Source organism: Bifidobacterium sp. MSTE12 (assembly GCF_000513015.1).
Lineage (GTDB): Bacteria > Actinomycetota > Actinomycetes > Actinomycetales > Bifidobacteriaceae > Bifidobacterium > Bifidobacterium dentium.
This window is the reverse complement of record NZ_AZYA01000035.1, coordinates 129,471-156,433: the sequence shown is the minus strand read 5'-3', so window position 1 is coordinate 156,433 and position 26,963 is coordinate 129,471. Positions and strand designations below refer to the sequence as shown.

Here is a 26,963-nt window from a genome sequence, read left to right as displayed (position 1 = left end):
ATGCGAGGAGCCGCCGACCTCTTGGGATCGGCGGCTCCTCGCGTCCGTCATCGTGCGATCATTACTCGCAATCGTGTGGAATCAGACGATCTTCGGCATTGGCGTAGTCAGGGACGTAGTCAGATTCACATGCACCAAGCCGGCACCGGAATGGACTTCGACCTTCTTCAAGGTCACGGTGCGTTCCTCCTCCGGGGCGGAATCGTTATCGGTCATGGTGGCCGGAGACTTCACCGCCACCAGTGCCATATCACCCAGATCCATGCCCGCGCTGGCGCACAGATTCATGGCCTCGTTAAGGGATTCGGCGAAACCGTCCTTCAGAACCACGCGCTCAGCCGGAACTCCATATGCGTTCTCGGCCACCCAGCGCACGTTCTCCACGAGAGCCATGCCCTTGTGGCTGTGCGGTTCCGCAGGCATGGAACCGTTCACCACGGCATCCACGAAGGCATCCAGCTGCGGGGCGAGCGCGTCGCCGCCGTCACGGTACAGATTGCCGATGATCGGCTCACGGAATTCCAGCTCTTCGGCGGTCGCCTTCAACGCCGGAATCTGATCGTCCTCGCCATCCCACAGGTTGATCAGCGGGAACGTCGGAATGTCAAGGCCTTCCAAGCGCTGCACATGGAACGGATAACGCCAGGCAAGCGCCGGATCATCGCGCCATGTGGAGGCACGGGTCACGACGATGGCGGCGGACGGCCACTGCGCACCGTACTCGCGGCATGCGATGTCGAGCCACTTCTGGGCGCCGGCATCAGCACCATAACCCGCCTCGACGATTACCACGTCGTGCAGGGCGCAGGCCATCTCCACGGAAACGAGCGTCGGAATGCCGATGGACACGTTCGCGAACGGGCCGCCATGCACATACACCGGGGCGCCGTTTACGGTCTCGGTCTTGGCGGGCTTGACGGCGTCGGACAGAATGCCGGTGATGCGCCACAGGTCAACGAATTCGCCGAAGGTGACGGCCTTGCCGTCCTTGGTGCCGGCGATCATCTTGGCCACGCGATCGGCGATTTCGTCCATGGAACGAGACAGCACGACGATCTGCATCAACTCGCAGGTCGGGGTGAGCACCGTACGTTCCGCAACGTTGCCCTTACCACGATCCACGGCGATCTGACGCAGGGAGCGGGACGGCACTTCGGAAACGCGCGGCACCAGAATCTCATCAAGCTTGCCCTCGTCGATCGCTTTCTCCGCAAAGGAGACCAGCAGGTTCTGAGCGGCCTCGATGGCACCCATCTCGCCGCACAGACCCCAGTCGATCAACTCCGGGTGGGTCAGGGATGCCTTGCCACCGCCCGATGCGCCGCCCTTGGAACCGGCCGCGGTAATGCCCATACTTGGCTGACGCAGCACGGCGGTCGCATCGATGCCACGCTCACGCAGGGCGTCGATCAGGGCGATCGTGGTGGTGGTCTTGCCTTCGCCGCGTGACGCCTTCAGCGGAGTGTCGGCGGTGACGAGCACGACCTTGCCATGCTTGCGCGGGGCATCCGGATTGTTCTTCAGATAATCGAGATACCCGAACGCATCAATCTTCTGAACCAGGCCGTACTGGCTGGTGAAATCCTCAATGTTGGTCACTGGGGTTCCTTTCTGGGATTAAAGATGAAGATCATTGTAGTGGCCGCGCGTTACAGAGGGGGTTGGCGTCTCTCCCTATAACACCGCGAATCAGAAGTCGGACATATGGAAGCCGTTCTTCATGTTCATGCTCGCCGTGTAGAGCACGGAGTCGAGCAGCTTGTCGGTCTCCTCCTTGAGCTGGTCGGCCATGGTCCGGTTGGCTGCGGCAAGAATCTCGCGTGCTTCCGCGTTGCGGGTGGCTTCGATGATCTCATCCGGTTCCATCGGCTGCACGTCGGCGCTTTCATCATCTGCATCGAACTCGGCGTCGAAATCGGAATCCTCGCACAGCCTATCGATCTGCTCATCGGCGGCTGCGACCATACGGTGGCCCATTGCGCCGGTCTTTTCCTGATAGCGCTCCACCGCGTTGGCGGTATCGGCGAAGGACGCGTCGCACAGGGCTGCGATGATGCGGTTCTCCCAGTAGAAGTTCTCAGAGGTGACGCGCACAGTGGTGTCTTCCAGGTACTTCGGCGTGGAATCCACGTTCGGGAAGAACGGCACCAACGTGTTGAACGGGTTGGAGCCATAGGCCATCCACTGAATCGCACGGCTGACCTGCGGGCGATACGGACGAATCTGCATGACCGCAAGCTGGCTTTGGCGGTTGATGCCGATCGGGCGGAACATGTGGCGCGTGCGCTGGTCGCCGAGCTTGCCGTACGGATCGTATGGAGTGCCCTGATAATGGGAACTCAGCACGTACTTCACATCTTCGATGGTGATCTTGCGTTCCGGCTGGCGAGCCCACGGAATGTCGTCGGCGGTCGGCTTGTGGTCCGCGTCCGGACCATCCCACTGCTCGTCGTACGGGTTGAGGAAGCGCTGCATGTACCAAGCACGCGGGGTGTTGTACACATGGTCGGAATCGGAGTGGGAACCGAAAGCGTCGCGCGGATTGAACGGCGTGGTGTTCTCCACCGACAGGTCCAGATGGTTACGCGCGATGAACTCGCCTAAATCGGCGGAGCACATATGCTCCTCCTGATCGCCTAGGGCATCCTCAAGGTCGAATTCATCGATGCCAAGCTGGTTCGGCATGGTCACGTAGGCCTCGTCCGGCACGCGCTTGGCAATCCAATGGTGGCCGCCGACGGTCTCCAGCCACCAGATCTCGTCCACGTCGGAAAAGGCAACACCGTTCATCTCATAGGTGCCGAACTCTTCAAGCAGCGCGCCGAGACGCTCCACGCCTTCACGGGCGGTCTTGATGTACGGCAACACGAGGGTGAGGAAATCCTCTTCGCCGATACCGCCGGGCACTTCCGGTTCGTAGCCGTCCTCGCCTTCCCTGCCCTTGGCCGGAGCAAGTTCGACGAACGGATCCGCGCCAAGCACACGCTCATTGGTGGTGAGGGTTTCGGTGGCGCTCATGGCCACGTTCGCCTCATTGACGCCAGCCTCGCCCCAAATGCCTTCCTTCAGATCGGCATTGGGCACGGCCGTGTACTGCAACGGCTCTTCCGGCAGGTCGATTTCCACATGGGAGAGCACGCTGCGATATGTACGCGGCTGCTCCTCCGGCTTGACTACGATGAAACGCTTCGGGCAGAATTCGCCGTTTGCGCTGTCTTCATTGCGGGCGATGATGGTCGAACCGTCATAACTTGCGTTCTTGCCGACCAGAATCGTGGTGCACGCCATGTTGCTGTGTATTCCTTTCGATGATTGTTCTCCCCTTACGGGAACGTGTCAGGCTTCTGCGCCTCCCTGTTTCGCCAGCGGGGAAGACGACATGGTTCGGATTTCGCCGCTGAGGGGGCAGCGATCAGGCTTTGCCGGTAAGGAAGATGCCGCCTTGATCAATGGGATTGCCGCCATTGCGCAGGGCACGCTCCATTTCGTTCAGCCAGAAGCCCTGATTGAGGCCGGCCAACGGTGCCGTCGTACCCCACACATGCAGGTAGTAGTCATGATCCCGATCCGGTGGGTACGGGCCGTTGTAACGCATGGTGACCGCGGGATCGGTGCTGCGACCGGTCAGCAGCGGCGAAGCGGCGGACGTGCGGCCTTGCACGGTTTCGGGAATCATCGCGGAAACGGTACGGGAGAAATCGGCCGGAATCGCCAACGCATGGGAATCATTGAAGTCGTACATCAGCGCATCAACCGGCAGATTCGCCAGTGACCAGTGATTCCATTGGAAGCCGCATACCGGAATCGAATCCGGATCAACGAATTCCCAATGCAGGAACTGCACCGACGAGTCAAGCTCATCGATGTAGAAAGGGAAGGAGACGATCGGAGTGCCGTCGATGCAGTTCTCAGGCGGCGCCGCCTTGGCAAACGCGTCGGGAATGACGGTAAAATCTGCGGAAATCTTCATGTCTCCAGTATCGCGCATACACGTGACGCACGATACCGCCACATCATTGATGCGGCGCGGGGGCTTGACCTGCGAGAGCCAGTTTGTTACTCAACGGCAAAGGCCCCAAAGACGAGGATTTGGAGCCCTGACCTGCGAGCAAGTCCGCGGTAATCGCAGGTCAGGCCCTTACACACATGTGTTGGAGGGCCTAACCTGCGAGGACCAGCCTGTCACCCAACAACAAGTGCACTTTTGCGGCCGAAACCCATAACCGCCGCCATTACCGTCAGCGGTCGGCCGGATTGTAGTAGTCGCCGTTAAGCGCTGCGGCGGCCTTGGCCTTGGCTTCCTCAAGGGTGACCTCGGCGAGCGCGGCGCGCACATCGTCCAGAGCCACCGGGGTCATGGACAGGGAATTGACGCCCAAACCGGCCAGCACCACGGCCAGATCCGGATCGGCGGCGGCCTCGCCGCACACGCCCACCGGCATGCCGTTGGCATTGCCCGCGTCGCAGATCATCTTGATGGCGCGCAGCACAGCCGGATGCCATGCGGTCTGGTAGTTGGCCACGGAACCGAGGGTACGGTCGGCGGCCAGCGTGTACTGGGTCAGGTCGTTGGTGCCGATGGAGACGAAATCGGCCACCTTGGCCACCTTGTCGGCCATCAGGGCGATGGATGGCACTTCGGCCATGGCACCCACGAATTTCAGTCCATGGCTCTTGGCGAGTCTGACGAAGTAGTCGGCCTCATGCTCGTCGGCCACCATCGGGGCCATGACCCACAGATCGGCGTCGGTTGCGGCATCCGCGGCGGCGAGGGCCTTGAGCTGGCCTTCAAGCACGTCCATATGGGCCTTCAAGGTGCGCAGGCCTCGCAGTCCGAGAGCGGGGTTCGGCTCGTCTTCCGGAGTCAGGAACGGCAATGGCTTGTCGGCGCCGGCGTCGAGCATGCGGATCACGACTTTCTTGCCCGGGAACTGGCTGAGCAGCTCGATATAGGCCTTGGTCTGCTCTTCGACGCTTGGCGGTTCGGCGTTGCCGATGAACAGGAATTCGGTGCGGAATAGGCCCACGCCCTCGGCACCATATTCCAATGCGGTGGCGGCATCGGACGGTTTGCCCACATTCGCCAACAGCGGAATGCGGTGGCCGTCTTTGGTGGCACCCGGGTTGCCACGCAGTTCCTTGGCCGCCGCGGCGCGAGACTTGGCCGCTTCTGCCGCGGTGATTTCCTCCTCGGACGGTTCGACGGTGATTTCGCCTTTGGCTGCATTCACGATCACGTTGGTGCCGTCGGTCAGTTCGGTCGCTTCGGTGGCGGAGACCACGGCCACAATGCCGCGGGCGCGAGCCAGGATGGCGGTATGCGAGGTCGGGCCGCCCTGCGAGGTCACGATGGCGAGGGTCTTGCTCATGTCGAGCGCGGCGGTATCAGCCGGGGACAGGTCTTCGGCAACGAGCACGAACGGGGTTTCGCTCACCGGCAGACCCGGCGCCGGAGCGCCCATCAGGTCGGCGATCACACGCTGACCGACATCATGCAGATCGGCCGCACGCTCGGCCTGATAGCCGCCGATGGCACGGAACATGTCTTCCACGGCCGCGAAACCTTCAAGCACGGCCCGCTCGGCAGTCTTGCCTTGGCCAATCAGATTCCGGATGGACTGCGCAAGGGACGGGTCGGAGGCGAACATGGCGATGGCCTGAAGAATCGGAGCGGCCTTTTGGGCGCCTTCGTCACCATTGGCGGCCTCTTCCGCACGACGGTTGAGGTCGGCGTTCACCAATGCCAATGATCGCTCGACGCGGATGATTTCAGTTTCGGCGTCGATGCCTTCGGCACGCGGTGCGTCCGACGGTTCAGGCAGCGGAGCGGCCATGCGAATAACCGGTCCGACCGCAACGCCACGACCGATGCCAACACCCTTGATGTTCATGAGAACTCCTTTTCCTGGTTCCTTGGTTGTCCCGACGAACGCATACGGCGCGACCGTCGAGGAGTACGGGGGTTACTGCAATGATCCCCACCGTCATTGCCGGTAAATCATTTTCAGCCTGCCGTTAGTATACATAAATATTCATTAATACGAAAAAGGAAAACGTTTTCTGCGTTTCGTGAAAAAGTGGTATGCTTTTCGCTGAGCGGCATCATACTGCCGCGTTGTTCCTGCACAATTGAAGAACGCAACCAAGCACTATCACGACTCAAAGGAGTGTCACTATGGCAACCCGCAATCTCGTCATCAACGATCCCGTCGGCATCCACGCACGCCCGGCCGCACAGTTCGCACAGGCCGTCACCGCCTCCAACTGCAACGTGACCATCGCCAAGGAGGGCGGCGACGCTGTCCCGGCAGGCTCCATCCTGTCCATCATGGGCCTGGGCATCAAGCAGGGCGACACCGTGGTCATCAACGTCGAAGGCACCGACGCCGATGCGTGCGCCGACAAGCTGATCGGCATCCTCGCCAACGCCGCGTGAGCCCGATCATCATCGCCGATTCCTTGCAGCCGCCCGCCATGTTCGACGGGCGGCTGTTCTATTCTTGAGAGGTCCCGTCGTTCGCGCATGGCGACCGGGATCGCGCGGCGAATCGCCAACAGGACCGCATGACGGAGGAAAACATGGCAGGCAGGAACGAGAGCAACCGTTCGATTACGAACGTGGCCGCATTGGCGAACGTGTCGATCGCAACCGTTTCCCGCGTATTGTCGGGCAAACGCACCAAGGACGACGACATCGCCCGCCGTGTGCGCGCAGCCGCCGAACAGCTCAACTATTCCGTCAACTATGCGGCAAGCGCACTGCGTAGCACCATCACCAACACCATCGGCCTGGTCATCCCCAGCGCCACCGAAACGTTCAGCGCGCAGCTGCTTGACGAAATCGAGCCGACCATCGACGTGGACTCGCAACAGCTGTTGCTCGGCATAGGCCCCAATCAAGCGGCACAGGGCGAACGCATCGCATCACTCGTCGCACGTCATGTGGACGGACTCATCGTAGTGCCCGCGGCCGGGGCCGATCTCACCGAAATCCTCGAACAATATGCCGGTACCCTGCCGATCGTACAGGTCGGAGGCCGGCAACGTTCCTTCCATACATCGATGGTCGGCATCGACGAAGACGCCGCCATGGAGATGACCATCGGGCATCTGGCCGATCAGGGCATCGAATCCGTGGCCTACATGGCCGGCAAGGAGATCTCCTTCGAATCGGCGGAATTGTTCGCCATGTTCCATACGCAGGTGCGCGCGCATCATCTGAAGACGCAGGCCGACTGGAACCGATTCGGCGAGCGCAGCGTGCAACGTGGTTTCGACTGCGCAATGCGCCTGTTCTCCGAGCCGCTGGTGCAGCCGGAGGCCGTGGTCTGCGCGGATGACACCATCGCGTTCGGCATGATGGTGGCGCTGCACGCTTTGGGACTCCGTGTACCGCAGGATGTGCTGATCGTCGGCTATAACGATTCGCCGATCGCTTCGACCACCATGCCGACGCTCACTTCGGTGCGTCCGCCGTTCCAGCAAATCGTATCGGAGGCGTTGCGTCTGATCGCGCTCGGTCCGGAGCATCCGGCGCATGTGTCGCTGCCGCCGCAGCTTATCGTCCGCGATTCCACCGTGGTCGCACGCTAGGGACGCCGACGATTCCCATACCGGAATGCACGGAACGTACGGATCAACCTTACGGAATCAGGGCGCAGAACAAGGCTTCGAACACCAACGCGGGATTGCCGTTGCCGTTGAGACGCCTGCGGGCCGTAGCGATATCCTCCAGCCGACGTACGGCCGCGGCGCGATCCAGACACACCGACAGTTCGGCGATCGAGGAGCGGTTCTCGAGATTGATCAGGCCGACGGCATCCTCGGCGTTGTTCTGCAACACGGCGACATCACGGTAGATGCTCGCCACCGAGTTGAGTGCGCGGTCAAGCACGTCACGCGTGAGGCGCGTGGCCTGACGCTTGAGCTCGTCTTTTTTGGCGATGGCGTTGTAGGCGCCGCGCAATTTCGGAGGAATGCGGTCCTTCGGACCAAGTCCGTTGATTCTACGGAAGTCGGCTTCCGCGGCGGCGGCTTTGACCTCCACATCCGCCTCGGCCTGCGCTTTCGCATTGTCGATGAGATTGCCGGCCAGCAACACCGCATCGGATGCCTTCGCAAGATTGAGCACACCGACGATCAGCTCATCACGATCCGACATGATCCGCTCGTTGCAGGCGTACAGTCGGGCGATGCCGATATGCCCTTCGGCAAGGCGCGCCGCACGGGCCGCGATTTTCGGCTCGACCTGCGAAGTCTCCTCGAGGAATTTCGCCACGGCCTGGTTCGACGGCACGGCAAGATTCACGATACGGGTGCGCGAACGGATGGTCGGCAGCACATCTTGCGCACTCGGGGCGCACAACAGCCAGATGGTATGTTCGCTCGGCTCCTCAATCTCCTTCAGCAACACATTCGTGGTGCGTTCGAGCATACGGTCCACGTCTTCGATGATGATGATTCGCCACGGCGCGGTGCTCGGCATCTGCTCGGAGGTGGTGATCAGGTCGCGTACCTGATCGATGCCGATGGTCACCTTATTCGTGGCGAGTACGGTCACGTCGGGATGCGTGCCGGCAAGCACCTGCTGGGTGACTTTGGTCGGTTCGTCGCCAAGGCCATGGTCGGGGCTCTCCAACGCCGCCGCGAAGGCACGCGCCACATTGGAACGGCCGGATCCGGGAGGCCCGCAGATCAGCCATGATTGCGCGATCGACTTCGGATCGCCACAGGAGATGGTCTTGAGCTGCTCCACCACCTGACGTTGCCCCACTATGGAATCCCATACGCTCATCGTGCGATTCCTTCCGTATTCTCGCCGGTGGAAACCGTCGACCGTAGGGTTGGCCGCAGGTGGTCGATCGCAGCGAAATCGTGTTCGATCCGCTGCCAGACCTCTTCGATGGATTGGCTGGCATCGATTACGCGGAACCGTTCCGGTTCGTCCCTGGCGAGCTCAAGGAAGGCGTTGCGCGTACGATTCTGGAAATCGTCGCCGGCGGATTCCATGCGATCCTCGCTGTGCCGCAGTCGTGCATGCGAGGCGGCCGGATCCATGTCCAGCAGATATGTGCGTTCCGGCAGTAACCCATTGGTGGCCCACAGGCTGAGATCCCGGATTTCCTTAAGCGTCAGTTCACGCCCGCCCGCCTGATAGGCCAACGACGAATCGAGGTAACGGTCGGTGATCACCACCGCGCCGCGTTCAAGCGCCGGACGAATCACCTCGGCCACATGCTGCGCCCGGTCCGCCGCGAACAACAATGCTTCGGTACGGGGAGCGATGTCGGCAGGCTCCGGCTGCCGTCCCCCATCCGCCTTGTTCGCGGGAACCCCCGCATCGGCAGCGGCGACTCCATGCAGCAACATGCCGCGAATGGCCACACCGAGCGCGGTGCCGCCCGGTTCGCGCGTAACCACGCATTCACGCCCCTGCGCTTCGATATGCGCACGCAATCGCTCGACCTGCGTGGTCTTGCCTACGCCGTCGACGCCTTCGAAAGAAATGAACATGCCCTGCATATCCATCACTGTACCGTGACTCCCCACCGGTCCGCTCCGGTCCTAGACCCTGCACAAATCGACAGGAATCAACGGGCGGGGACCACCTCGGGGCGGGAATATCCCTCATTGGCGGTGAGCCAGTCGATATCGGCCTTGACCGTGGCGGCCGTAGACCCGATCTCCTTCGCAATACGCGTATTCGCCCAGCCCTGATCGGCCAGTTCGCGCACCTTGGCACGGCGATCGGCACGCGCCTTTTCGATTGCGTTCGGCTTACCGGCCTTTGCGCTCTTGGCAGTCGTCTTCTTGGCAGAGGCCTTACGCCCACGGCCACGTTTCGATGGCCCCTGCGCACGCTTCTCGGCCAACAGCCTGAACGCTTCGGCCGGCTCTATCGATTCGGCCGCATACTGCTTCGGCAACGTACGGTTCGTTTCGCCATCGGTGATATACGCGCCGTAGAAACCTTCCTTGATGGTCACATGCTTCTGAGTCTCCGGATCGACGCCCAGATCACGCAGCGGCGGCTTGGCGGTTCCACGGCCGCGACCACGGCCATACTTCGGCTGCGAGAACAGCTCCTTGGCCTTATCGAGGTCAACCGTGAAAATCTCATCCTCCGAGGCGAGCGAACGCGTGTCGGATTTGCCGTCGGCGCCGGTCTTGGTCAGGTACGGGCCGTAGCGGCCGTTGTTCGCCATCACCGTGACCTGCTGCAGTTCGCCTGTTTCGGCATTCGCCTCCTCGTACGTGCCGACCTCGCGAGGCAGGCTCAGCAGTTTCAGCGCATCTTCCAACGTCAACGATTCAGGGCTCATCGTCTTGAACAGCGATGCCATCTTCGGGCGATCCGCCGCGGTCTTCTTGGAGCCACGCTGCGGCTTGGCCTGCGTAGCGGCGGCATCTCCGGCAGCTTCCGACTGTGGCATAATCAGCGCGACATACGGTCCGAAACGGCCGTTGCGCACTTCCACGGTCCCGCCGGAAACCGGATCCTTGCCGAGTTCGCGCGGGCCGCCGGAATGATGTTCGATCAGATCATGGCCGACTTCCACCGTCAGCTCATCCGGAGCAAGGGTATCCGGCAACGACGCGCGCTTCGGATTGCCCTCGCCATCCAAATCGTTCACATCTTCCAAATACGGGCCGTAACGACCGACACGCACATGCAGACCGTCGCCGATCTCAATCGTATTGATGGCGCGAGCATCGATTTCGCCAAGCTGCGCGACCTGCTGCTGCAGACCGGCATGCGCCTCATCCTGAGACTGCGCCGCGCCTTCTCCGGAACCGAAGTAGAAGCTGGTCAGCCAATCCTTGCCGGTTTCCATGCCGTGGGCAATCTGGTCCAGACCATTCTCCATATCGGCGGTGAACTGGTAGTCCACATACTTCGGAAACTTCGTCTCCAGCAACTTGACCACGGAGAAAGCCAGCCAGGACGGAATCAGCGCACGACCGCGCTCATACACGTACCCGCGATCGATGATGGTGGAGATGATGCTCGCATATGTGGACGGGCGACCAATCTCCTTGGCTTCAAGCGTCTTGACGAGCGAGGCTTCGGTGTATCGCGCCGGAGGCTGGGTTTCATGCCCGTCGGCGGCGACTTCCGTCGCGGCAAGCTCGTCGCCCGGCTTCATCGGCGGCAGGGAAGCGTTATCATCGTTCGCTTTGACGGACTGCTCGGCGGTTTTGTCGGTGGCCCTGTCGGAGGAGGCGTGACGTCCCTCCCCTGTGGCCTTCATAAAGCCCGGGAACTCGATGACCGTACCGGAAGCCTGGAACACGGCCTCACCTTGGTCTCCAGCCGATGCGGACAAACGTACGGTGGCGGTGGAACCGGTGGCATCGGCCATCTGCGAGGCAAGCGTACGTTGCCAAATCAACGCATACAGACGGGCCTGATCGGCAGGCACCTTCTTGGCGACTTCGCCCGGATCACGGAACTGCGCGCCGGCCGGACGAATACATTCGTGGGCCTCCTGCGCACCGGCGGTCTTGGTGGCATACTGCTTCGGCGCATCTGACAGGAACGTGTCGCCGAAATGCGACTTCACCGCCGAACGGGCGGCCGCGATGGCCTCCTGCGACAGTGTCACCGAATCGGTACGCATATACGTGATATAGCCGTTCTCATACAATCCCTGCGCCGCACGCATGGTCTGACGCGAGCTCATCGACAGGCGATTGCCTGCGGTCTGCTGCAACGTCGACGTGGTGAAAGGCGGAAGCGGACGGCGACGGTACGGCTTCGATTCCATCGACGTGACGGTGAACGTCGCGAATTCCAGCGACTGCGCAAGCGCACGGGCCTGCGTCTCGTCAAGCTGAACGACATTATCCTTGGCACCGGCGGCGGTCAGCAGACCGTCCTCACCGAAATCCTTGGAACCGGCCAAACGACGGCCGTCAAGCGACACCATGCGCGAATCGAAGGCCACATTGTCACCTTCGGCGCCCATCGCCTCCAACGTAGCGGTCACGTCCCAATACGGGGCACGCACGAACGCCATGCGCTCACGCTCACGCTCGACGATCAGACGGGTGGCGACGGACTGCACGCGGCCTGCGGAAAGGCCCGGCCCCACCTTGCGCCACAGCACCGGAGACAGCTCGTAGCCGTACAGGCGGTCCAGGATACGGCGAGTCTCCTGCGCGTCGACCATGGCGCCGTCCACATCGCGGGTGTTATTCAGCGATGCCTTGATCGCCTCCGGCGTGATCTCGTGGAACACCATGCGCTTGATCGGCACCTTCGGCTTGAGCGTCTGCACCAGATGCCATGCGATGGCCTCCCCCTCGCGATCCTCATCGGTTGCGAGATAGAGGGTATCGGCCTTTTTCAGTGCGCTTTTCAGTTCGGAGACGGTTTTCTTCTTATCACCGTCCACGATGTAGTACGGCTTGAAGCCGTCTTCCACATCGACGCCGAACTTGCCGAACTTGGCCTTGTCGGCGGACGGCACCTGGCTGGGCTGCGCAAGGTCGCGAATGTGGCCCACCGATGCCATGACCGTATAGTCGGAGCCGAGATATCCTCCGATTTTCCTGGCCTTGGTGGGAGACTCCACAATAACGAGCTTGCTGCCGGTAGCCATTGCCACTCCTTATTACTAGCGTTTGCAACGCAATAATACGCACGAACTATAGAGGATTGGCAAACTCCCGTGTGCCGTAGGAGCGGCAGGCACCTCGCCCTTACTGCTTCGGTGGGGCCGGCGGAGCACCGACCAGACCGAGCTTCGTCAGCGGCGATGCGGTCAGTTGGCGCATGACCAGCACCAGCCCGAACACCAATGCGCAGACCGATGCCGTGAGAATCGCGGTGGAGGCGCATGCACCGGCATTCGTCCATTCCGCACTGAGATCAAGTCCAGGCTGGATCTGCCAGATGATGTAGGCGCCGTACAGGGTTCCCAGCGTTCCGAACGTCAGCATCACGCTGCCGACGATCTGCACCGACGGCGAGGATGTGCGTTTGCCGGGCTCATCCATGCCATTGGCGAAACTCACGGCGAGCATCAGCAGCGCAAGACCGCCGACGATCAGCAATGCCATGATCACATCGATCGGCCGATGCCATTGGGCGGCGATCACCGACAGTCCGACGAGCACGGCGTAGAGCCAGCCGATTGCCGCCGCCAGCGCCCGCAGGACGCGCGGCACCGCACATACCAGCATCACACCGGCTGCGGCGGCAAGGATGGTATGGCCGGAAGGTGCGGAATTGGCGGGATTCGAATCAAGATTAATCAGATAAGGTCGCGGAAGCACGCTTTTAAGCACCTTCGCCGCCGTAAAGCACAGTCCACCGAAAACGGCCAACTGCATAATCAACAGCCATCGCTTACGCACAATCAGCACAATCAATGCGATGATCGCCATGGCGACGCTGACCCCTTGCACCAGCAGTGAAATCGCGAAGATATGTGCCACCGGACCAAGCCATGCCGGCAGCACATGGGGGAATCTCGACCAGACCATGTCCTCATAGCTCTGGCCGCTCAACGTGTATACGCCCAGCCACCACACACCGACGGAAGCGGCCAGCAATATCAGTCCGAATGCCACGCACTGCACGATGCTGGAGATACGGGGATGGCGGGTCAACGGGTCGGCTTTGGCGAGCCCCCTACGCACTTCGTCCGCCGACAGCACGTCGACGACCGGGTCAGTGGAAGTGTTCGATCCCGTGGATCCCAACGCTTCGGAAGAGGCGTTCTGCTGCAGCATATTCGCGGACTTCTGCGGATCTCGGATGATGGGCTTGAATTCGTCGGTCATACTCATCGAGAATACGCCACCCATGTCATTTCGAAGCGGAACGTACGTAGCCGGACATATCGGGCCGCATATACGAAAACCTCCACGTACCCGGAAGAGGCCACTTACCCTTGCTGCATTCCTGCCCTGGGGGAGTTGGGTGACATACCGCCACGCGGAGGCAAGGACCAGTGTACACCATGCCCGGACCAGAGGCCATACATGCGAATTTTCCGTTGACGTAGTGCGCTGGAATACGCGTAGAGCATAGGCATGGGTACTATGGGCATGGAATCGCACACGTGTGATGTGTGTTTGCAAACCATTTGGAGGGTTGTTCTTATGACTGAGAAGGTGCAGTATCCGGATCTGGTGGTCGTGGGCGCGGGCCTGTTCGGCCTGACCGTGGCCCAGCAGGCCGTCGAGCATCTCGGCGTGAGGGTGGAGATCATCGACGTGCGCGACCATATCGGCGGCAACGCGTACAGCTACATGGACGAGGAGACCGGCGCGGAGATCCACAAGTACGGCGCCCACCTGTTCCACACGTCCAACAGGCGCGTATGGGATTATGTGAACAGGTTCACCTCCTTCACCGACTACGTGCACCGCGTGTACGCGACCCACGACGGCGAGGTGTACCCGCTGCCGATCAATCTGGGGACCGTCAACCAGTTCTTCCGCGCGCACTACACGCCGGCCGAGGCCAAGGCCCTGATCGCCGAACAGGCCGGCGAATTGGCCGGTACCGACCCGCAGAACCTCAACGACAAGGGCATCTCGCTGATCGGCCGCCCGCTGTACGAGGCGTTCATCAAGAACTACACGGGCAAGCAGTGGCAGACCGATCCGAAGGACCTGCCCGCGGGCATCATCAACCGTCTGCCGGTGCGTTTCAACTATGACAACCGGTATTTCATGGACACGTGGGAGGGTCTGCCGGTCGACGGATACACCGCGTGGATGGAGCGTATGATCGACGATCCGCGCATCCATGTGACCTTGGAGACGGACTTCTTCGACGAATCCCAGCCGTACAACAAGGCCGCCCTGGCCGCCGCCGGCGTGCCGGTGGTGTACACGGGTCCGGTCGACCGCTATTTCGACTATTCGCTCGGCGAGCTCAAGTGGCGCACGGTGGACTTCAAGGAGGTCCGCTACGACGAGGGCGACCATTTCGGCTGCCCGGTGATGAACTTCTCGGATGCGGACGTGCCGTACACGCGTGCGATCGAGTTCAAGAACTTCAATCCGGAGCGTGCCGACCGGCAGAATCCGGACAGGACCGTGGTGTGGGAGGAGTACTCCCGTTTCGCCGAACGTGGCGACGAGCCGTACTATCCGATCAACACGGAATCCGACAAGGCGCTGTACGCGCGCTATGAGGAGCTCGCGAAGGCCGAGCCGAGGACCGTGTTCGGCGGCCGTCTGGGTACGTACAAGTATTACGACATGCACAATGTGATCGACACGGCCCTGACCGCCTACGAACAGCAGGTCGAACCCCTCCTCAAGAAGTAGTCCGTCCTTCCTCAAACTGCCGACGCTGAGCCCCCGCTCACCGTCGGCAGTTTGGGTATTTCCCCAATCCACCGACACCTACAACGTCTCAGTGTCGGTAGTCTGAGGAACGAACCAATCTACCGATGCCTACAACGCCTCACCGTCGGTAGATTGGGTATTGCCCCAAACCGCCGACGCTCAGCCGCCGTCAGTGTCGGTAGATTGAGTAGCTGTCCAAACTGCCGACGATGACGGCGGCTGAGCGTCGATAGATGAAGGGGCGGGCCCACGGAGTGTACAATCCGCGGGCCCGCCCCTTACGCATCACTCACATGCGCCACTCACACGTATTACCCATACGTACTCATACGCACATCACGCATGCGCGTCACGCAGCGGCTCAGGCCTTCCAGACATCCTTGCCCGCGGCCTTGGCGGCGGCGACATCGGCATCGAGCTGCTCCTCAGTGCCTTCGACGTTGCCCTTGATGAACTCTTCGACGAGACGACGAGCCTCGCCATCCTCATGCTGTACGGCCGGGGATTTCATGAAATAGGAGCTCGGAGCCAGAATCGGGCCCGCCAGATGACGGTCAAGAGCGATCTTGGCGGCACGCACGGCATCGATGACGATACCGGCGGAGTTCGGGGAATCCCACACCTGCAACTTGTATTCAAGGCTCAGCGGAACATCACCGAACGTGGTGCCCTCGAGACGCACGAAGGCGAACTTGCGGTCGTCAAGCCAAGCCACGTAGTCGGACGGACCGATATGCACATTATGCGGGTCCATGTCGTGAGGCACCACGGAAGTGACGGCACGGGTCTTGGAAATCTTCTTGGACTCCAGACGGGAACGCTGCAGCATGTTCATGAAGTCCATGTTGCCGCCGACATTGAGCTGGTAGGTGCGATCGAGACGCACGCCGCGATCCTCGAACAGGCGAGCCAGCACACGGTGGGTGATGGTGGCGCCGACCTGAGACTTGATATCGTCGCCGACAATCGGCACACCGGCATCACGGAACTTCTGCGCCCACTCCGGATCGGAGGCGATGAACACCGGCAGGCAGTTCACGAACGCGCAGCCGGCATCCATGGCGGCCTGGGCATAGGCCTTGTCAGCCCGCTCTGAGCCGACCGGCAGATAGGAAACCAGCACGTCGACCTTCTTGTCACGCAACACCTGAGCCACATCGACCGGTTCGGCCGCCGACTCCTCAATCATCTGGCGGTAATACTCGCCCAAACCATCCTCGGTCGGGCCACGAAGCACCTCGACGCCAAGATTCGGCACGTCGGCGAACTTGATGGTGTTGTTCTGCGAAGCCTCAATGGCCTCGGACAGGTCCTTGCCGACCTTCAGCGCGTCAACGTCGAATGCGGTGACGAACTCGATATCGCGCACACGGTATCCGCCGAAATTGTTGTGCATCAATCCCGGAATCTTATCCTCGTCCTTGGTGTCCTTGTAATACTCAACGCCCTGAACCAGCGACGAAGCGCAATTGCCCACACCGGCGATAGCCACGCGAATGCTCATCTGAAACGACTCCTCATATGTATGCGTTGCAGGTATACAACCTTTAAGCATACCTGCGAATCGGCAAGAATCCACCTGTACGACTGAGAAAACCCTGAACAATCGGCGCTATTGCGACACCCGGCGAAATTCTGTCGATTTGTAAAAGAACCGAGGATAAATCACCTAACTTATGCAATCCACCACCCCTTTTCGCCCGTTTTTCAGGACTGGCGGCTACGGTAGAAGGCATGGTTTCACAGACTCGAAGCGTAAGCTCGCGCTCCCATGCCCCGCAGGCAGACGGCACCCGTAGCGCTCGCAGCAACACGCACAACGTGCAGCGCAACAGCCACGGCTCGCACCGCGCCAATGGACCAAAGAAGAATCGTACCAAGCGCAAGCATCTCGTACTCAAATGGGTGCTCGGGATTTTCGCGGCGCTCCTCACGGCAGGCATCGGCCTGTTCGCCTACATGTACGTCACCACGAGCGTTCCGGAGCCGGAGGCGTTCGCGCTCGCGGAAAAAACAACCGTCTACTATTCCGACGGCACCACCGAAATCGGCAGCTACGCCGAGCAGAATCGTGAGATCATCGACTGCTCCGTGCTGCCGGACTACGTCGGCAACGCCATCGTATCTTCCGAGGATCGTTCCTTCTACACCAACAAGGGCATCGATCTGGTGGGCATCGCACGCGCACTGTACAACAACCTGACCACCGGTAGCCGGCAGGGCGGCTCAACCATCACCCAGCAGTACGCGGAGCGCTACTATCTGGGCGAGACCACATCGTATTCCGGCAAGCTCCGAGAAGCGTTCCTGGCCATCAAGATCGCGCAACAGCAAGATAAAAGCCAGGTGCTGTGCAACTACATGAACACCATCTACCTGGGCCGTGGCGCATACGGCATCCAGGCGGCGGCCAAGGCGTACTTCAACAAGGACGCCAAGGATCTGACGCTGTCCGAAGCGGCCACGCTGGCCGGCATCATCCCGGCACCGAGCGCATGGGACCCGGCGGTGGACGAGGCACAGGCCCAGAAGCGCTACAAGCGCGTGCTCAGCATCATGGAGGAAGACGGCTACATCACCGCCAAGCAACGGAAGGAATCGCAATTCCCGCAAGCCATCGAATACCAGCAGAGCAATCAGTTGGAAGGCGCGAACGGATACCTGCTGACCATGGTGCAGAACGAACTCATCGGCACGAAGGCCTTCAGCAAGCAGGACCTCGAAACGGGCGGCTATAAGATCGTGACCACCATCGACAAATCCAAGCAGGATCTGATGTATTCGGTGGTCAGTCCCTCGCAGAACGGCATGCAGGGCGTAGTGCCGGACGGCATGCAGTTCGGCGCGCTGTCGGTCAACCCGAAGGACGGGTCGATTATCGCGCTGTATGCGGGCGACGATTACCTGACCAAGCAGCTCAACAACGTCACGCAGGCCACCTACGAGGTCGGTTCCACCATGAAGCCGTTCGCGTTATTGGCCGCCATAAACGAAGGCGTAAGCCTGAACACGATGTTCAACGGCAACTCGTTCCGCACCTTCCCCGGCATCACCGAAACCGTGAGCAACTACGGCAACGCGAACCTGGGATACGTGAACCTGTATACGGCCACCGAACAGTCGTCGAACACCGTGTACATGGATTTGCAGACCAAGCTGGGCACTAAGAAAATCGCCGATACCGCACGCGAGGCGGGTGTGGAGAACACGTCTCTGGATGGATCCGAACCGTACACCGTACTTGGCAACAACGGCCTGAGCGTTGAGGACATGACGCGCGCATACGCCACGTTGGCCAATCAGGGCAACAAGCCGACGCTGCATATCGTGGCCTCCGTGAAGACGCCGGACGGATCCGACCTGTATAACGCGCCGACCACGGCCGAGCAGGTGTTCGAAGCCAATTCCGCGAATCTGGTAACCAAGGCGCTCACCGGCGTGGTGCAGCGCGGCACCGCCACCGAGGCGCGCGCCACCGGTCATACCATCGCGGGCAAGTCCGGCACGGCGAATGATTCCAGGGCGGCCAGTTTCATCGGTTACACCCCTTCGGTGGTAACGACGGTGGCTATGTGGTACCCGGATGCGAACGGCAATCCGCAGGAAATCCCGGCCTTCGGTAGCTGGACCGGCGGCAGCGACTACCCGGTGCATCTGTTCACCGAATATATGACGCAGGCCTTGGCCGATACCCCGAACGAGACATTCCCGACCGCGACCGACAGCGGCAAGGTCGGCGGATCGGATGGCACGTGGGGTACAGGCGCGCAGAAGTCATACACCTCGCAGGCCACGCCGAAGGCTGAGGAAAGCACGCAGCCGACCACGCCGTCCCCGGCCGAAACCACCACGCCGGACAGCGGATCGGGCAGCGGCAGCGGTGATGGTGATGCGGACTCCGGCAGCGGCGACAACGGTGGCAGCGGTTCATCCACTGACCAGAGCAGCCAGGGGCAGAGCGACCAAGGTCAGTCGACACAATCGCCGCAACAATAGCGGTACCAGTGGCAATGACGCGTAATCGCCGTCATTGAGGTGACCGTCATGCAGCCGGATATGGTGAGGGCCGCCCACAAGAAGACGTGGGCGGCCCTCACCATATCCGTAAAAATTGTGTTCAGCCCCGCAGGTCGGCCAGTGCGGCCAATGGGCGCAGACGTTCGTATTCGGCACGTGTCAGCGAAGCCACACCGCCATGCTTCGTATGCTCGGTCAGGAAATAGTCTTGACTTTCCAGCTTGACCCAGCCTTTATCAAGATCATGGCTGATCATTGGCTGGTAGCCGATTGACGGAATCACGTCCACGAACAGATACCATTCGTCGTCGGCACCGCCGTCGTTATGGTGGTTGGCGAACACGGCCGGCCCTTCCACTCCGCCGGGATTGCCGTCCGGCACGTATTCGGCGCCGATTCGGTCCTGCACCAAGGTCCACTGAGTATCGGGCTCCCACCAGCGTTTCGCATCGGTGGAATCCATCCAGATGCCGTTGCCGTGCGCATTGTCCTTGGTGATGCGGTACGTGCGCATTCCGCCGTCAGGCAGCGGTCGTTGGATCATGGTGGTGTCGATGGCATCCCCGTCGTTGTCGATGAACACGCCACCGTATTCGAAGGTGTCTTGCGTGAAGTCGGTGGTAGCTCCCCACAGTACGGTGCAGTAGACGTCCTTGTCGTCATGCCGCGTGTCTTCATTGTTGAAGATGGTGCTGGACCAGTACATCACGAATGCGCCGCGACCACCTTCATGTTCCGCCGGATAGTAGTCCGGCACCCACAGGCATTCGCACGCCCATGCCATGCCAAGCTCGAGGTGGGAACCGTCCGGCTTACGGGATACGTCGAGCATACGCGGTCCGCTCCAATGCAACAGGTCATCGGATTCCCAGATGATCAGATTCGTACTGGCATGGCGCGTCCATTCGAACCAGCCGGCATCGTCTCCTCCGAACACGCGCAAATCGGTGGCGATGACGTACCATGTGCCGGTTTCGGGATTGCGGATGATATGCGGGTCACGCACCCCCGTGGTACCGATGGCGGAGGTCAACACCGGCTTTCCATCGTTGATAGGCAACCATCGACGTGGATTGTCGCCATCGGATACATTCATGTAAATCTTCTCGGCGTAGCCGTCCGGATCCTCGATGAAGTGGACGAGCAGATAGCCGTATGCGTCGGTCGCTTCGGTCATAGGTGTCACCTTACTACTTGATTGGTTTCATACGATGTCTTGCCCTCATACGAAAAGGCCGCCGCCACTACGAGCGACAGCCTTTTCGGAAGGAGGAGAATGAGATGAAGTGCCATATCGGCAATTTCGGACTGCTCGTGTCGCGTATCAGCCCTTGACGGCTCCGATCATGACGCCCTTGTTGAAATACTTCTGCAGGAACGGGTAGACGACCAGCAGAGGCAGGGTGGACACGATGATGATGCCGTACTTGATCTGATCCGCGGCCTGCTGGCGTTCCAGCATGGAACGGCCATCCGAACCGCCACCGGAAGTGGTCATCTGGTTGGCGAGCAGAATGTTCTGCAGCACGTTCTGCAACGGTTGCTTCTCCTGGTTGCGGATGTAGATAAGGCCGGTGAAGAAGTCGTTCCAGTGACCCACGAAGTAGTACAGTGCGATTACGGCGATGATGGCCGAGCTCAGCGGCAGCACGATCTTCATGAAGTAGCGGAAGTAACCAAGACCGTCCACCTGGGCCGCGTCATGCAGTTCCTCCGGAATGGAGGTCTCGAAGAACGAACGTGCAATGATCACGTTGAATACGTTCACGGCACCCGGCAGGATGAACACCCACATGGAGTTGAGGATGCCCAAGTCCTTGAAGAGCAGGTAGCTCGGAATCAGACCACCGGCGAAGAACATGGTGAAGGTGAACAGGAACAGGATGATGCGGCGGGCCTTGAACTCGCGGCGGGACAGGGAGAACGCCACCGGCAGGGTGACCAGCATGTTGACCGCGGTTCCGATCACGGAGTAGATGATGGTGTTTTTGTAGCCGGTCCAGATTCGGGAGTCCTCGAGAATCTTGGTGTAGCCGGAGAAGTTGATGTCCTTGGGGTAGAGGGTCACCGCGCCCTGGGACACCAGAGCGGAGTTGGAGAAGCTGGCGATCACGATGAACCACAGCGGGTACAGGACCACCACGACGACCGCCACCACCAACAGGCCGATCAGGAAGTCGACCACGTAATCGGACGGCTGCTTCTTCTGGCGTACCTTCGGATTCCACGGAATCTCATTATTCGCCGTCTTGATGGCGGGTGCAACGGAATTGCTCATTTGAATGTCCTTTCCTTGTACCGACCGTTAGAAGATGCTGGTATCGGACACGCGCTTGGAAATCGCGTTGGCCATGACGAGGAACACGAAGTTGATCAACGTGTTGAACAGGCCGATTGCCGTCGAATAGCTGTACTGGTTACTGACGAAGCCCATCTTGTACACGAAGGTCGAGATGACTTCGGAGGAGCTCAGATTCAGCGAGTTCTGCATCAGGAAGACCTTTTCGAAGCCGACGTTCAGTACGGAGCCCATGTTGAGGATGAGCAGCACGCCGCAGGTAGGCAGGATGGCCGGGATGTCGACGTAGCGGATGAGCTGCAGACGACTCGCGCCATCCATCTTGGCGGCCTCATACAGAGCGGTGTCGACGCCGGCCAGTGCGGCCAGGTAAATGATGGAATTCCAGCCGCAATGCTGCCAGACTTCGGTGATCCAGTAAATCGGAGTGAACAGATTCGGATCACCCAGGATGCTCTTGCCGTCCTCGTTGAGGAAGCGGCCGATGAAGCCGGAAGTCGGGTTCAGGAAGATGCTGATCATCGAGACGATGACCACGGTGGAGATGAAGTGCGGCATGTAGGTGATGGTCTGCACGAAGCCCTTGATCTTCTTGGAACCGAGCTGGTTGATGAGCAGGGCCAGGATGATCGGGCAGATGAAACCCATCACGAGGGTCCACAGGCTGATGCTGATGGTGTTGCGCATCAGGTTGGCGAACTGCGGGGACTGGAAGAACTTGTTGAAATATTTCAGGCCGACGAAAGTGCCGCCGGTCAGGCCTTTGCGCGGAACGAACTCGCGGAAGGCCAGCTGGATGCCATACATTGGAATGTAGGCGAAGATGAACACGAATACCATTGCCGGCAGGGCCATGAGCCACAGCTGCCAGTAGCGACGAAGATGAGTACCGATGCGGATCGGCAGGGGCTTGTGCTTGGCGATGTAGTCGTTGTCCGGGACGTCTGCGTTCGACGCGGATACTGCGATTTGCGAAACAGCCATATCCATCCCTCTCTTGGGTTGTCCGGACAATCGCCGGAAATGAAGTTTGAAGATACGAAACGTGAACAATGTATGGCCCTCCCCCGCTGGCTTGCGGATTGATGCTCACCGCGAGGGAGGGCTGGTTATGTGGGAATGTCGGTAGGGAACCTGGCTTACTCTTCGGCCATGGTCTTGTCGTACCACTTCTGCCAGAGCTTGACGTTCTCATCGACGCCCTGCTGCTTCATGGTGTCAACGTACTCGTTCCACTTCGCGTCGGTCAGGCCGCCATCCTGAATCCAGGTGGAGATCAACGGCATGGCGTAGTTGAAGATGTTGGAGTTGTTGTTGGACACAGTGGTGTTGTCTTCAGCGGACAGGCGGACGTAGGCCGGGATGAGGTCCTTGTCGCCGATGTGGGACTGCTGGGTCTCGTAGGTCTTGCCGTCCTTCTCGGCGAGAGCCTTGTCCTCGTCGCCTTCGACGGACATGTCATCGGACACGTAGGTCAGGCCACGGTCTGCCAGACCGTAGGTGGACAGATCCTTCTGGAATTCGATGACCTTGTACTTGCCGTCGCCCTCGTTGGAGATGTACTTGTCGAGATCGCCGTAATAGGACTCCATGGAGGTATCCGGCTCAATCCACTTGTTGATGATCTTCAGAGCGGCCGCCTTGTGTTCGTCATCCAGGCCGGCCTTGACGCAGGCACCGTTGTAGATATCTTCGAACTGCGGTTCCCAGGTGGTCTCCTCATAGGAGACGCCCGGGGCGGCCGGCACCTCGATGGACTCGTACTGGTCCTTCAGGTCGCCGAAGTTGCCGGTGTTCCAGCCGAAGATCAGGCCGACCTTTGCGGTCTTGCCGTCGTTGGAGATGTCGGCGCTGTTCTGGGAGCTGTCACGGGTCAGGATGTCCTTCGGCATGAGGCCCTGCTCGATCAGGGAGTGGTAGTATTCGATGACCTGACGGAAGTTGTCGGTGATCATGAAGTTGCCGATCTTGCCGTCCTTGATGTAGATGCCCTGATTGCCGTTGGCGATCATCTGGGTGTTCAGGCCGGTACCGTTGAGCAGCAGGAACGGATCCCACCAGTTGAATCCGGCGGTGCCGAGCTGGTTGATCAGCATCGGGATTTCGTCGGCTTCGCCGTTGCCGTTCGGATCGTCGTTCTTGAAGGCGGTGAGGACCTTGGTCAGGTCATCCCAGGTCTTCGGAACCTCGAGGCCGAGCTTCTCGAGCCAGGACTTGTTGATCATGAGGTTCTGGCCGGAAGACCACTTGGCGCCGGAGGCGTTGCCGTAGTCGGACGGGACCTGCCACACGTGTCCATCGATGTCGGAGCCGAACTTCTTGGCGTTCGGGACCTCCTTGAAGTACGCCTGAACGTTCGGCATCTGGTCGAGATCGTCGCTCAGGTCCTCCCAGTAGTCGTACTGGGCGAAGTTGGAAGAGTTGTAGCCCCACACGGTGATGTCGGCGACGTCGCCGGACGCCAGCACGGTGGAGGCCTGCTGGGACCACTGGGTGTCGAGAATCTCATCCCACTTGATGGTGCAGTCGCAGGCGGCCTCGAGATCCTTCTGAAGCTTCATTTCCTTGGCTTCGATCTGGGTGCTGCGCTTGATCAGCGCGACGCGGATGATCGGCTTGCCGTTGGAGTCGGTCTCGCCGGAATCGGAGCCACCGCAGGCGGACAGGCCAACGGTGGACAGCATGGCCAGGGAGGCCGCCGCCGCGAGAGCCTTGGTGCTCTTCTTGATCTTCATGGATTTCTCCTTATCTCTTGGTCTCCCAAGATTCCTTATCCTCAAACATTGCATGTGGCGGCGGACCCGACTTCGTTGTTCACCGTTCCCGTCCGCGCGCCATGTTCAGCTGCGATGCCATTTGCAACGTTGTAATTTTGATTATACAGCTTTTTCTATCGTTGTACAAATTGATGACACACCGGACGACAAGCCATTTCCCCATGCCCCCATCCAGTTATGGGTGCCCTATGATCGGCGCACCGCAGGAGTTCCCGCGAGCGCTCCGCCATCGGCGGGCAGCACGTCGGTCGTGGTCGGGGTCCACAGATTGTCGGGCTCCGGAACGCCGAAGTCAGGGCCATCCTCGGTCCATTTCACCACGCCGACGCGGGCGTGACGGTTCGGGTCGAACAGCGGATCCCCGGCGATCTCCGTGTAGTTGCGGCAGTGGTAGACCATCAGATCATCGGCACCATCCTCCGACTTGGTGAAGGAGTTATGCCCCGGACCGTACTGACCGTGCTCGGCGCAGGTCTTGAACACCGGCACCGGGCTCTTGGTCCAGGAGGCCTTGTCCAGCAAATCGGAGCCACGCTCGGCGGTCAGCAGGCCCACGGCGTACGGAACGCCCGTGCCGGAAGCGGAATAGGTGATGTAGATCTTGTTCTCATGGAACAGGAAGGCCGGACCTTCGTTGACGAGGAAGTCGATGCACTCCCAATCGTATTCCGGCTTGGTGAGCATCACCGGTTCGCTTTCCAACGTCCAAGGATTGGTCATCTTGGCGATATACAGGTTGGAATTGCCCTCGATCGCCGGATCCTTCTGAGCCCATACCAGATACTGCACGCCATCGATCACTTCGGTGGTGGCATCAAGGGAGAAGGAGTCGACCGGAGTGACGATCTGCCCCTTCTCGACCCAGTTGTCGGAAGTGGGGTCGTCATCGGTGTTCTCCAGCACGAACATACGATGCGTCGGCAGTCCCGAGGTCTCGAAATCCGTTGCCGCACCAGCGAAATAGATATACCATGCACCATTGATGCGATGCAGTTCCGGCGCCCAGATGTAGATGCTGGCCGGACCGGATTCATGCTTGCGCCATACCACGGTCTCCGGCGCCTTCTGCAGGTCGTTGATGGTCGACGCATGACGAATGGCGATGCAGTTGTATTCCGGATCGGAGCCGGTGAAGTAATACTCGCCGTCAACCTTAAGCACCCAGGGATCTGCGCGCTGAAGCACGATCGGATTGTTGTAAACAGCCATGTTTATTCCTTTTCAATCCGCTGTTCCAGTAATTTACAACGTTGAATATACCACTATTACATCGTTGTACAAAATCGCGTCGTTGTCGTGGAGTGTTGCGGTACCTATTCCTCCCAAACAACAAAGCCGGCCCGCACATGACATTCGATCATGCACAGGCCGGCCCTTACCGAAAAAGGCTCAGACCACCAACGATTCCTGCGGAAGCTTGGTGGACTGGCGCATCACCAGGGACGAGGACACCTTGCGGAACACCTTGCGCCCCGGGTGTTCGCCGTTCGGTTCACGTCCGTCGATGCGTTCCTTCAACACTTTGACGGAAAGTCTCGCAACCGCCTCAAGTCCCGGGTCAATCGACGTCAACGCCGGCGAAAGATACTGGGAATCGTCGGAATTATCGAAACCGATCACGGAAATATCCTCAGGAATCCGATAATCGTGCATCTGAATGGCATGCATCACGCCGGAGGCAAGCATATCGTTCAATGCAACAACGCCGTCGGGAATCACACCGGAATCGAACAGTGAGTTCATGGCCTTCACGCCGTCACTACGGTGCCACATACCGGACGAGACCACGAGCCGCTCATCGAATTCCACGCCGGCCTCTTCCAACGCCTCACGATAACCTCGGTAACGTAGTGCGGCGGAGCCGACCTTCTCCCCCGGATGAACGCCGACCACGGCCACACGCCTGCACCCGGTCTGCAACAGGTAGGAAGTGGCACGCTTGGCACCCTCCACGTTCTCAGTGGCGATATGATCGACCAAATCCGTGAAGATGCGTTCTCCGATCAGCACCAGCGGATAATCCACCTTCAATTGGTCGACGTCATCCTGATCGAGTTCGAGCGGGCTGTAGATCAGACCGTCAATCATGGTCTGCTGGGAGCCGTGCAACGCATCGATCTCACCTTCGCGCGAATACAGCGTAGGCTCCACGATCACACGCAAGCCAAGTTTCTTGGCTTCCTCTATGACCAATGACGAAAGCTGTGCGAAATACGGCATCTGCAGATCCGGAATGGCCAGACCGATGATGCCCGTCTGCCCCGTACGCAAATTACGTGCGGACACATTGACGGTATAGCCAAGCTCATCGATGGCCCTGTTCACCTTGTCGCGAGTGGCCTGAGAGACGAACTCATAGTCGTTGACCACATTCGACACGGTCTTGATGGACACGCCGGCCGCCTTGGCCACTTCACGCATGGTTACGACATGCTCGCCGTTGGACCCAGTCTGCCTCGACATACGTTCCCCTTTTTCAAATGTTCTAGCCAACCGGCCACCGCCCCGACAGGCTTCGTCACTCCGCCCGCCAAACGATGTACCCCTTGTGGCGGATG

Annotated in this window: 19 protein-coding genes and 1 other RNA gene; 4 read left to right on the top strand and 16 right to left on the bottom strand. The window is 60.1% G+C overall.

The genetic code is table 11. The features are described from left to right. Positions 1–81 precede the first annotated feature (81 nt). The 4 genes from HMPREF1494_RS08660 to ptsP form a co-directional block, all read right to left on the bottom strand. Positions 82–1,599, bottom strand: coding sequence for a formate--tetrahydrofolate ligase (locus tag HMPREF1494_RS08660; RefSeq protein WP_034522156.1), 1,518 nt, complete (start codon positions 1,597–1,599; stop codon positions 82–84). Positions 1,600–1,689: 90 nt separating this feature from the next. Further along, positions 1,690–3,288 (bottom strand): C69 family dipeptidase, encoded by a 1,599-nt coding sequence (locus HMPREF1494_RS08655; protein WP_003837673.1) that lies wholly within the window; start codon positions 3,286–3,288, stop codon positions 1,690–1,692. Positions 3,289–3,412: 124 nt separating this feature from the next. Beyond that, on the bottom strand, positions 3,413–3,970 hold the full coding sequence (locus tag HMPREF1494_RS08650) for a YbhB/YbcL family Raf kinase inhibitor-like protein (protein ID WP_012901831.1): 558 nt from the start codon (positions 3,968–3,970) through the stop codon (positions 3,413–3,415). Positions 3,971–4,238: 268 nt separating this feature from the next. Continuing rightward, positions 4,239–5,891: a phosphoenolpyruvate--protein phosphotransferase gene (ptsP, locus tag HMPREF1494_RS08645; protein ID WP_012901830.1), complete on the bottom strand. Its 1,653-nt coding sequence runs from the start codon at positions 5,889–5,891 to the stop codon at positions 4,239–4,241. 284 nt (positions 5,892–6,175) lie between these two features. On the opposite strand from ptsP, the gene HMPREF1494_RS08640 reads away from it, so the two are divergent. Then, entirely contained in the window at positions 6,176–6,436 is a 261-nt protein-coding gene (locus HMPREF1494_RS08640) for an HPr family phosphocarrier protein (RefSeq protein ID WP_003837678.1), read from the top strand. 143 nt (positions 6,437–6,579) lie between these two features. Further along, positions 6,580–7,593 (top strand): LacI family DNA-binding transcriptional regulator, encoded by a 1,014-nt coding sequence (locus tag HMPREF1494_RS08635; protein ID WP_012901829.1) that lies wholly within the window; start codon positions 6,580–6,582, stop codon positions 7,591–7,593. Positions 7,594–7,642: 49 nt separating this feature from the next. Here the strand turns inward: HMPREF1494_RS08635 and HMPREF1494_RS08630 are convergent, their stop codons facing one another. The 5 genes from HMPREF1494_RS08630 to ffs form a co-directional block, all read right to left on the bottom strand. Continuing rightward, the gene (locus HMPREF1494_RS08630; protein ID WP_034522153.1) at positions 7,643–8,794 is read right to left on the bottom strand and encodes a DNA polymerase III subunit delta'; all 1,152 of its coding nucleotides are present in this window, start codon (positions 8,792–8,794) and stop codon (positions 7,643–7,645) included. After that, positions 8,791–9,522 (bottom strand): dTMP kinase, encoded by a 732-nt coding sequence (gene tmk, locus HMPREF1494_RS08625; protein WP_034255860.1) that lies wholly within the window; start codon positions 9,520–9,522, stop codon positions 8,791–8,793. Before tmk ends, HMPREF1494_RS08630 begins: the two co-directional genes overlap by 4 nt. Before the next feature lie 68 nt (positions 9,523–9,590). Beyond that, complete coding sequence (gene topA, locus HMPREF1494_RS08620) at positions 9,591–12,605, bottom strand: type I DNA topoisomerase (protein WP_034522148.1); 3,015 nt, start codon at positions 12,603–12,605, stop codon at positions 9,591–9,593. A gap of 100 nt (positions 12,606–12,705) precedes the next feature. Beyond that, positions 12,706–13,791, bottom strand: coding sequence for a phosphatase PAP2 family protein (locus tag HMPREF1494_RS08615; RefSeq protein WP_231495388.1), 1,086 nt, complete (start codon positions 13,789–13,791; stop codon positions 12,706–12,708). A 73-nt stretch (positions 13,792–13,864) separates the two neighbouring features. After that, an RNA gene (ffs, locus tag HMPREF1494_RS11315) (signal recognition particle sRNA small type) lies at positions 13,865–13,955 on the bottom strand. A 157-nt stretch (positions 13,956–14,112) separates the two neighbouring features. Here ffs and glf point away from each other — a divergent pair. Beyond that, positions 14,113–15,291: a UDP-galactopyranose mutase gene (glf, locus tag HMPREF1494_RS08610; RefSeq protein ID WP_034522139.1), complete on the top strand. Its 1,179-nt coding sequence runs from the start codon at positions 14,113–14,115 to the stop codon at positions 15,289–15,291. Between the two features lie 382 nt (positions 15,292–15,673). Here the strand turns inward: glf and HMPREF1494_RS08605 are convergent, their stop codons facing one another. Beyond that, entirely contained in the window at positions 15,674–16,816 is a 1,143-nt protein-coding gene (locus HMPREF1494_RS08605; RefSeq protein WP_034522134.1) for an inositol-3-phosphate synthase, read from the bottom strand. Positions 16,817–17,046: 230 nt separating this feature from the next. Between HMPREF1494_RS08605 and HMPREF1494_RS08600 the strand changes: the two genes are divergently transcribed. After that, positions 17,047–19,308 (top strand): transglycosylase domain-containing protein, encoded by a 2,262-nt coding sequence (locus HMPREF1494_RS08600; RefSeq protein ID WP_034522130.1) that lies wholly within the window; start codon positions 17,047–17,049, stop codon positions 19,306–19,308. Positions 19,309–19,429: 121 nt separating this feature from the next. Here the strand turns inward: HMPREF1494_RS08600 and HMPREF1494_RS08595 are convergent, their stop codons facing one another. The 6 genes from HMPREF1494_RS08595 to HMPREF1494_RS08570 all read right to left on the bottom strand — a co-directional run bounded on the left by HMPREF1494_RS08595 (position 19,430) and on the right by HMPREF1494_RS08570 (position 26,868). Continuing rightward, positions 19,430–20,506 (bottom strand): glycoside hydrolase family 43 protein, encoded by a 1,077-nt coding sequence (locus tag HMPREF1494_RS08595; protein ID WP_034522127.1) that lies wholly within the window; start codon positions 20,504–20,506, stop codon positions 19,430–19,432. Positions 20,507–20,653: 147 nt separating this feature from the next. After that, positions 20,654–21,607, bottom strand: coding sequence for a carbohydrate ABC transporter permease (locus HMPREF1494_RS08590; RefSeq protein WP_003842807.1), 954 nt, complete (start codon positions 21,605–21,607; stop codon positions 20,654–20,656). Between the two features lie 27 nt (positions 21,608–21,634). After that, entirely contained in the window at positions 21,635–22,618 is a 984-nt protein-coding gene (locus HMPREF1494_RS08585) for an ABC transporter permease (protein WP_034522124.1), read from the bottom strand. A 149-nt stretch (positions 22,619–22,767) separates the two neighbouring features. Continuing rightward, positions 22,768–24,363: an extracellular solute-binding protein gene (locus HMPREF1494_RS08580; RefSeq protein WP_034522119.1), complete on the bottom strand. Its 1,596-nt coding sequence runs from the start codon at positions 24,361–24,363 to the stop codon at positions 22,768–22,770. A gap of 228 nt (positions 24,364–24,591) precedes the next feature. Continuing rightward, complete coding sequence (locus HMPREF1494_RS08575) at positions 24,592–25,614, bottom strand: glycoside hydrolase family 43 protein (RefSeq protein ID WP_034522117.1); 1,023 nt, start codon at positions 25,612–25,614, stop codon at positions 24,592–24,594. A gap of 180 nt (positions 25,615–25,794) precedes the next feature. After that, positions 25,795–26,868 carry a LacI family DNA-binding transcriptional regulator gene (locus HMPREF1494_RS08570; RefSeq protein ID WP_003842810.1) on the bottom strand — a complete coding sequence of 358 codons (1,074 nt, stop codon included), beginning with the start codon at positions 26,866–26,868 and terminating at the stop codon, positions 25,795–25,797. Positions 26,869–26,963: the final 95 nt, after the last annotated feature.

Bases quoted from the DNA above. Each gene is read 5' to 3' on its own strand.
- HMPREF1494_RS08635 (WP_012901829.1), top strand. From the start codon at position 6,580: ATGGCAGGCAGGAACGAGAGCAACCGTTCGATTACGAACGTGGCCGCA.
- HMPREF1494_RS08585 (WP_034522124.1), bottom strand. From the start codon at position 22,618: ATGGATATGGCTGTTTCGCAAATCGCAGTATCCGCGTCGAACGCAGAC.
- HMPREF1494_RS08575 (WP_034522117.1), bottom strand. From the start codon at position 25,614: ATGGCTGTTTACAACAATCCGATCGTGCTTCAGCGCGCAGATCCCTGG.
- HMPREF1494_RS08570 (WP_003842810.1), bottom strand. From the start codon at position 26,868: ATGTCGAGGCAGACTGGGTCCAACGGCGAGCATGTCGTAACCATGCGT.
- HMPREF1494_RS08640 (WP_003837678.1), top strand. From the start codon at position 6,176: ATGGCAACCCGCAATCTCGTCATCAACGATCCCGTCGGCATCCACGCA.
- HMPREF1494_RS08605 (WP_034522134.1), bottom strand. From the start codon at position 16,816: ATGAGCATTCGCGTGGCTATCGCCGGTGTGGGCAATTGCGCTTCGTCG.
- HMPREF1494_RS08590 (WP_003842807.1), bottom strand. From the start codon at position 21,607: ATGAGCAATTCCGTTGCACCCGCCATCAAGACGGCGAATAATGAGATT.
- topA (WP_034522148.1), bottom strand. From the start codon at position 12,605: ATGGCTACCGGCAGCAAGCTCGTTATTGTGGAGTCTCCCACCAAGGCC.
- glf (WP_034522139.1), top strand. From the start codon at position 14,113: ATGACTGAGAAGGTGCAGTATCCGGATCTGGTGGTCGTGGGCGCGGGC.
- HMPREF1494_RS08630 (WP_034522153.1), bottom strand. From the start codon at position 8,794: ATGAGCGTATGGGATTCCATAGTGGGGCAACGTCAGGTGGTGGAGCAG.
- HMPREF1494_RS08600 (WP_034522130.1), top strand. From the start codon at position 17,047: ATGGTTTCACAGACTCGAAGCGTAAGCTCGCGCTCCCATGCCCCGCAG.
- tmk (WP_034255860.1), bottom strand. From the start codon at position 9,522: ATGCAGGGCATGTTCATTTCTTTCGAAGGCGTCGACGGCGTAGGCAAG.
- HMPREF1494_RS08580 (WP_034522119.1), bottom strand. From the start codon at position 24,363: ATGAAGATCAAGAAGAGCACCAAGGCTCTCGCGGCGGCGGCCTCCCTG.
- ptsP (WP_012901830.1), bottom strand. From the start codon at position 5,891: ATGAACATCAAGGGTGTTGGCATCGGTCGTGGCGTTGCGGTCGGACCG.
- HMPREF1494_RS08650 (WP_012901831.1), bottom strand. From the start codon at position 3,970: ATGAAGATTTCCGCAGATTTTACCGTCATTCCCGACGCGTTTGCCAAG.
- HMPREF1494_RS08655 (WP_003837673.1), bottom strand. From the start codon at position 3,288: ATGGCGTGCACCACGATTCTGGTCGGCAAGAACGCAAGTTATGACGGT.
- HMPREF1494_RS08595 (WP_034522127.1), bottom strand. From the start codon at position 20,506: ATGACCGAAGCGACCGACGCATACGGCTATCTGCTCGTCCACTTCATC.
- HMPREF1494_RS08615 (WP_231495388.1), bottom strand. From the start codon at position 13,791: ATGACCGACGAATTCAAGCCCATCATCCGAGATCCGCAGAAGTCCGCG.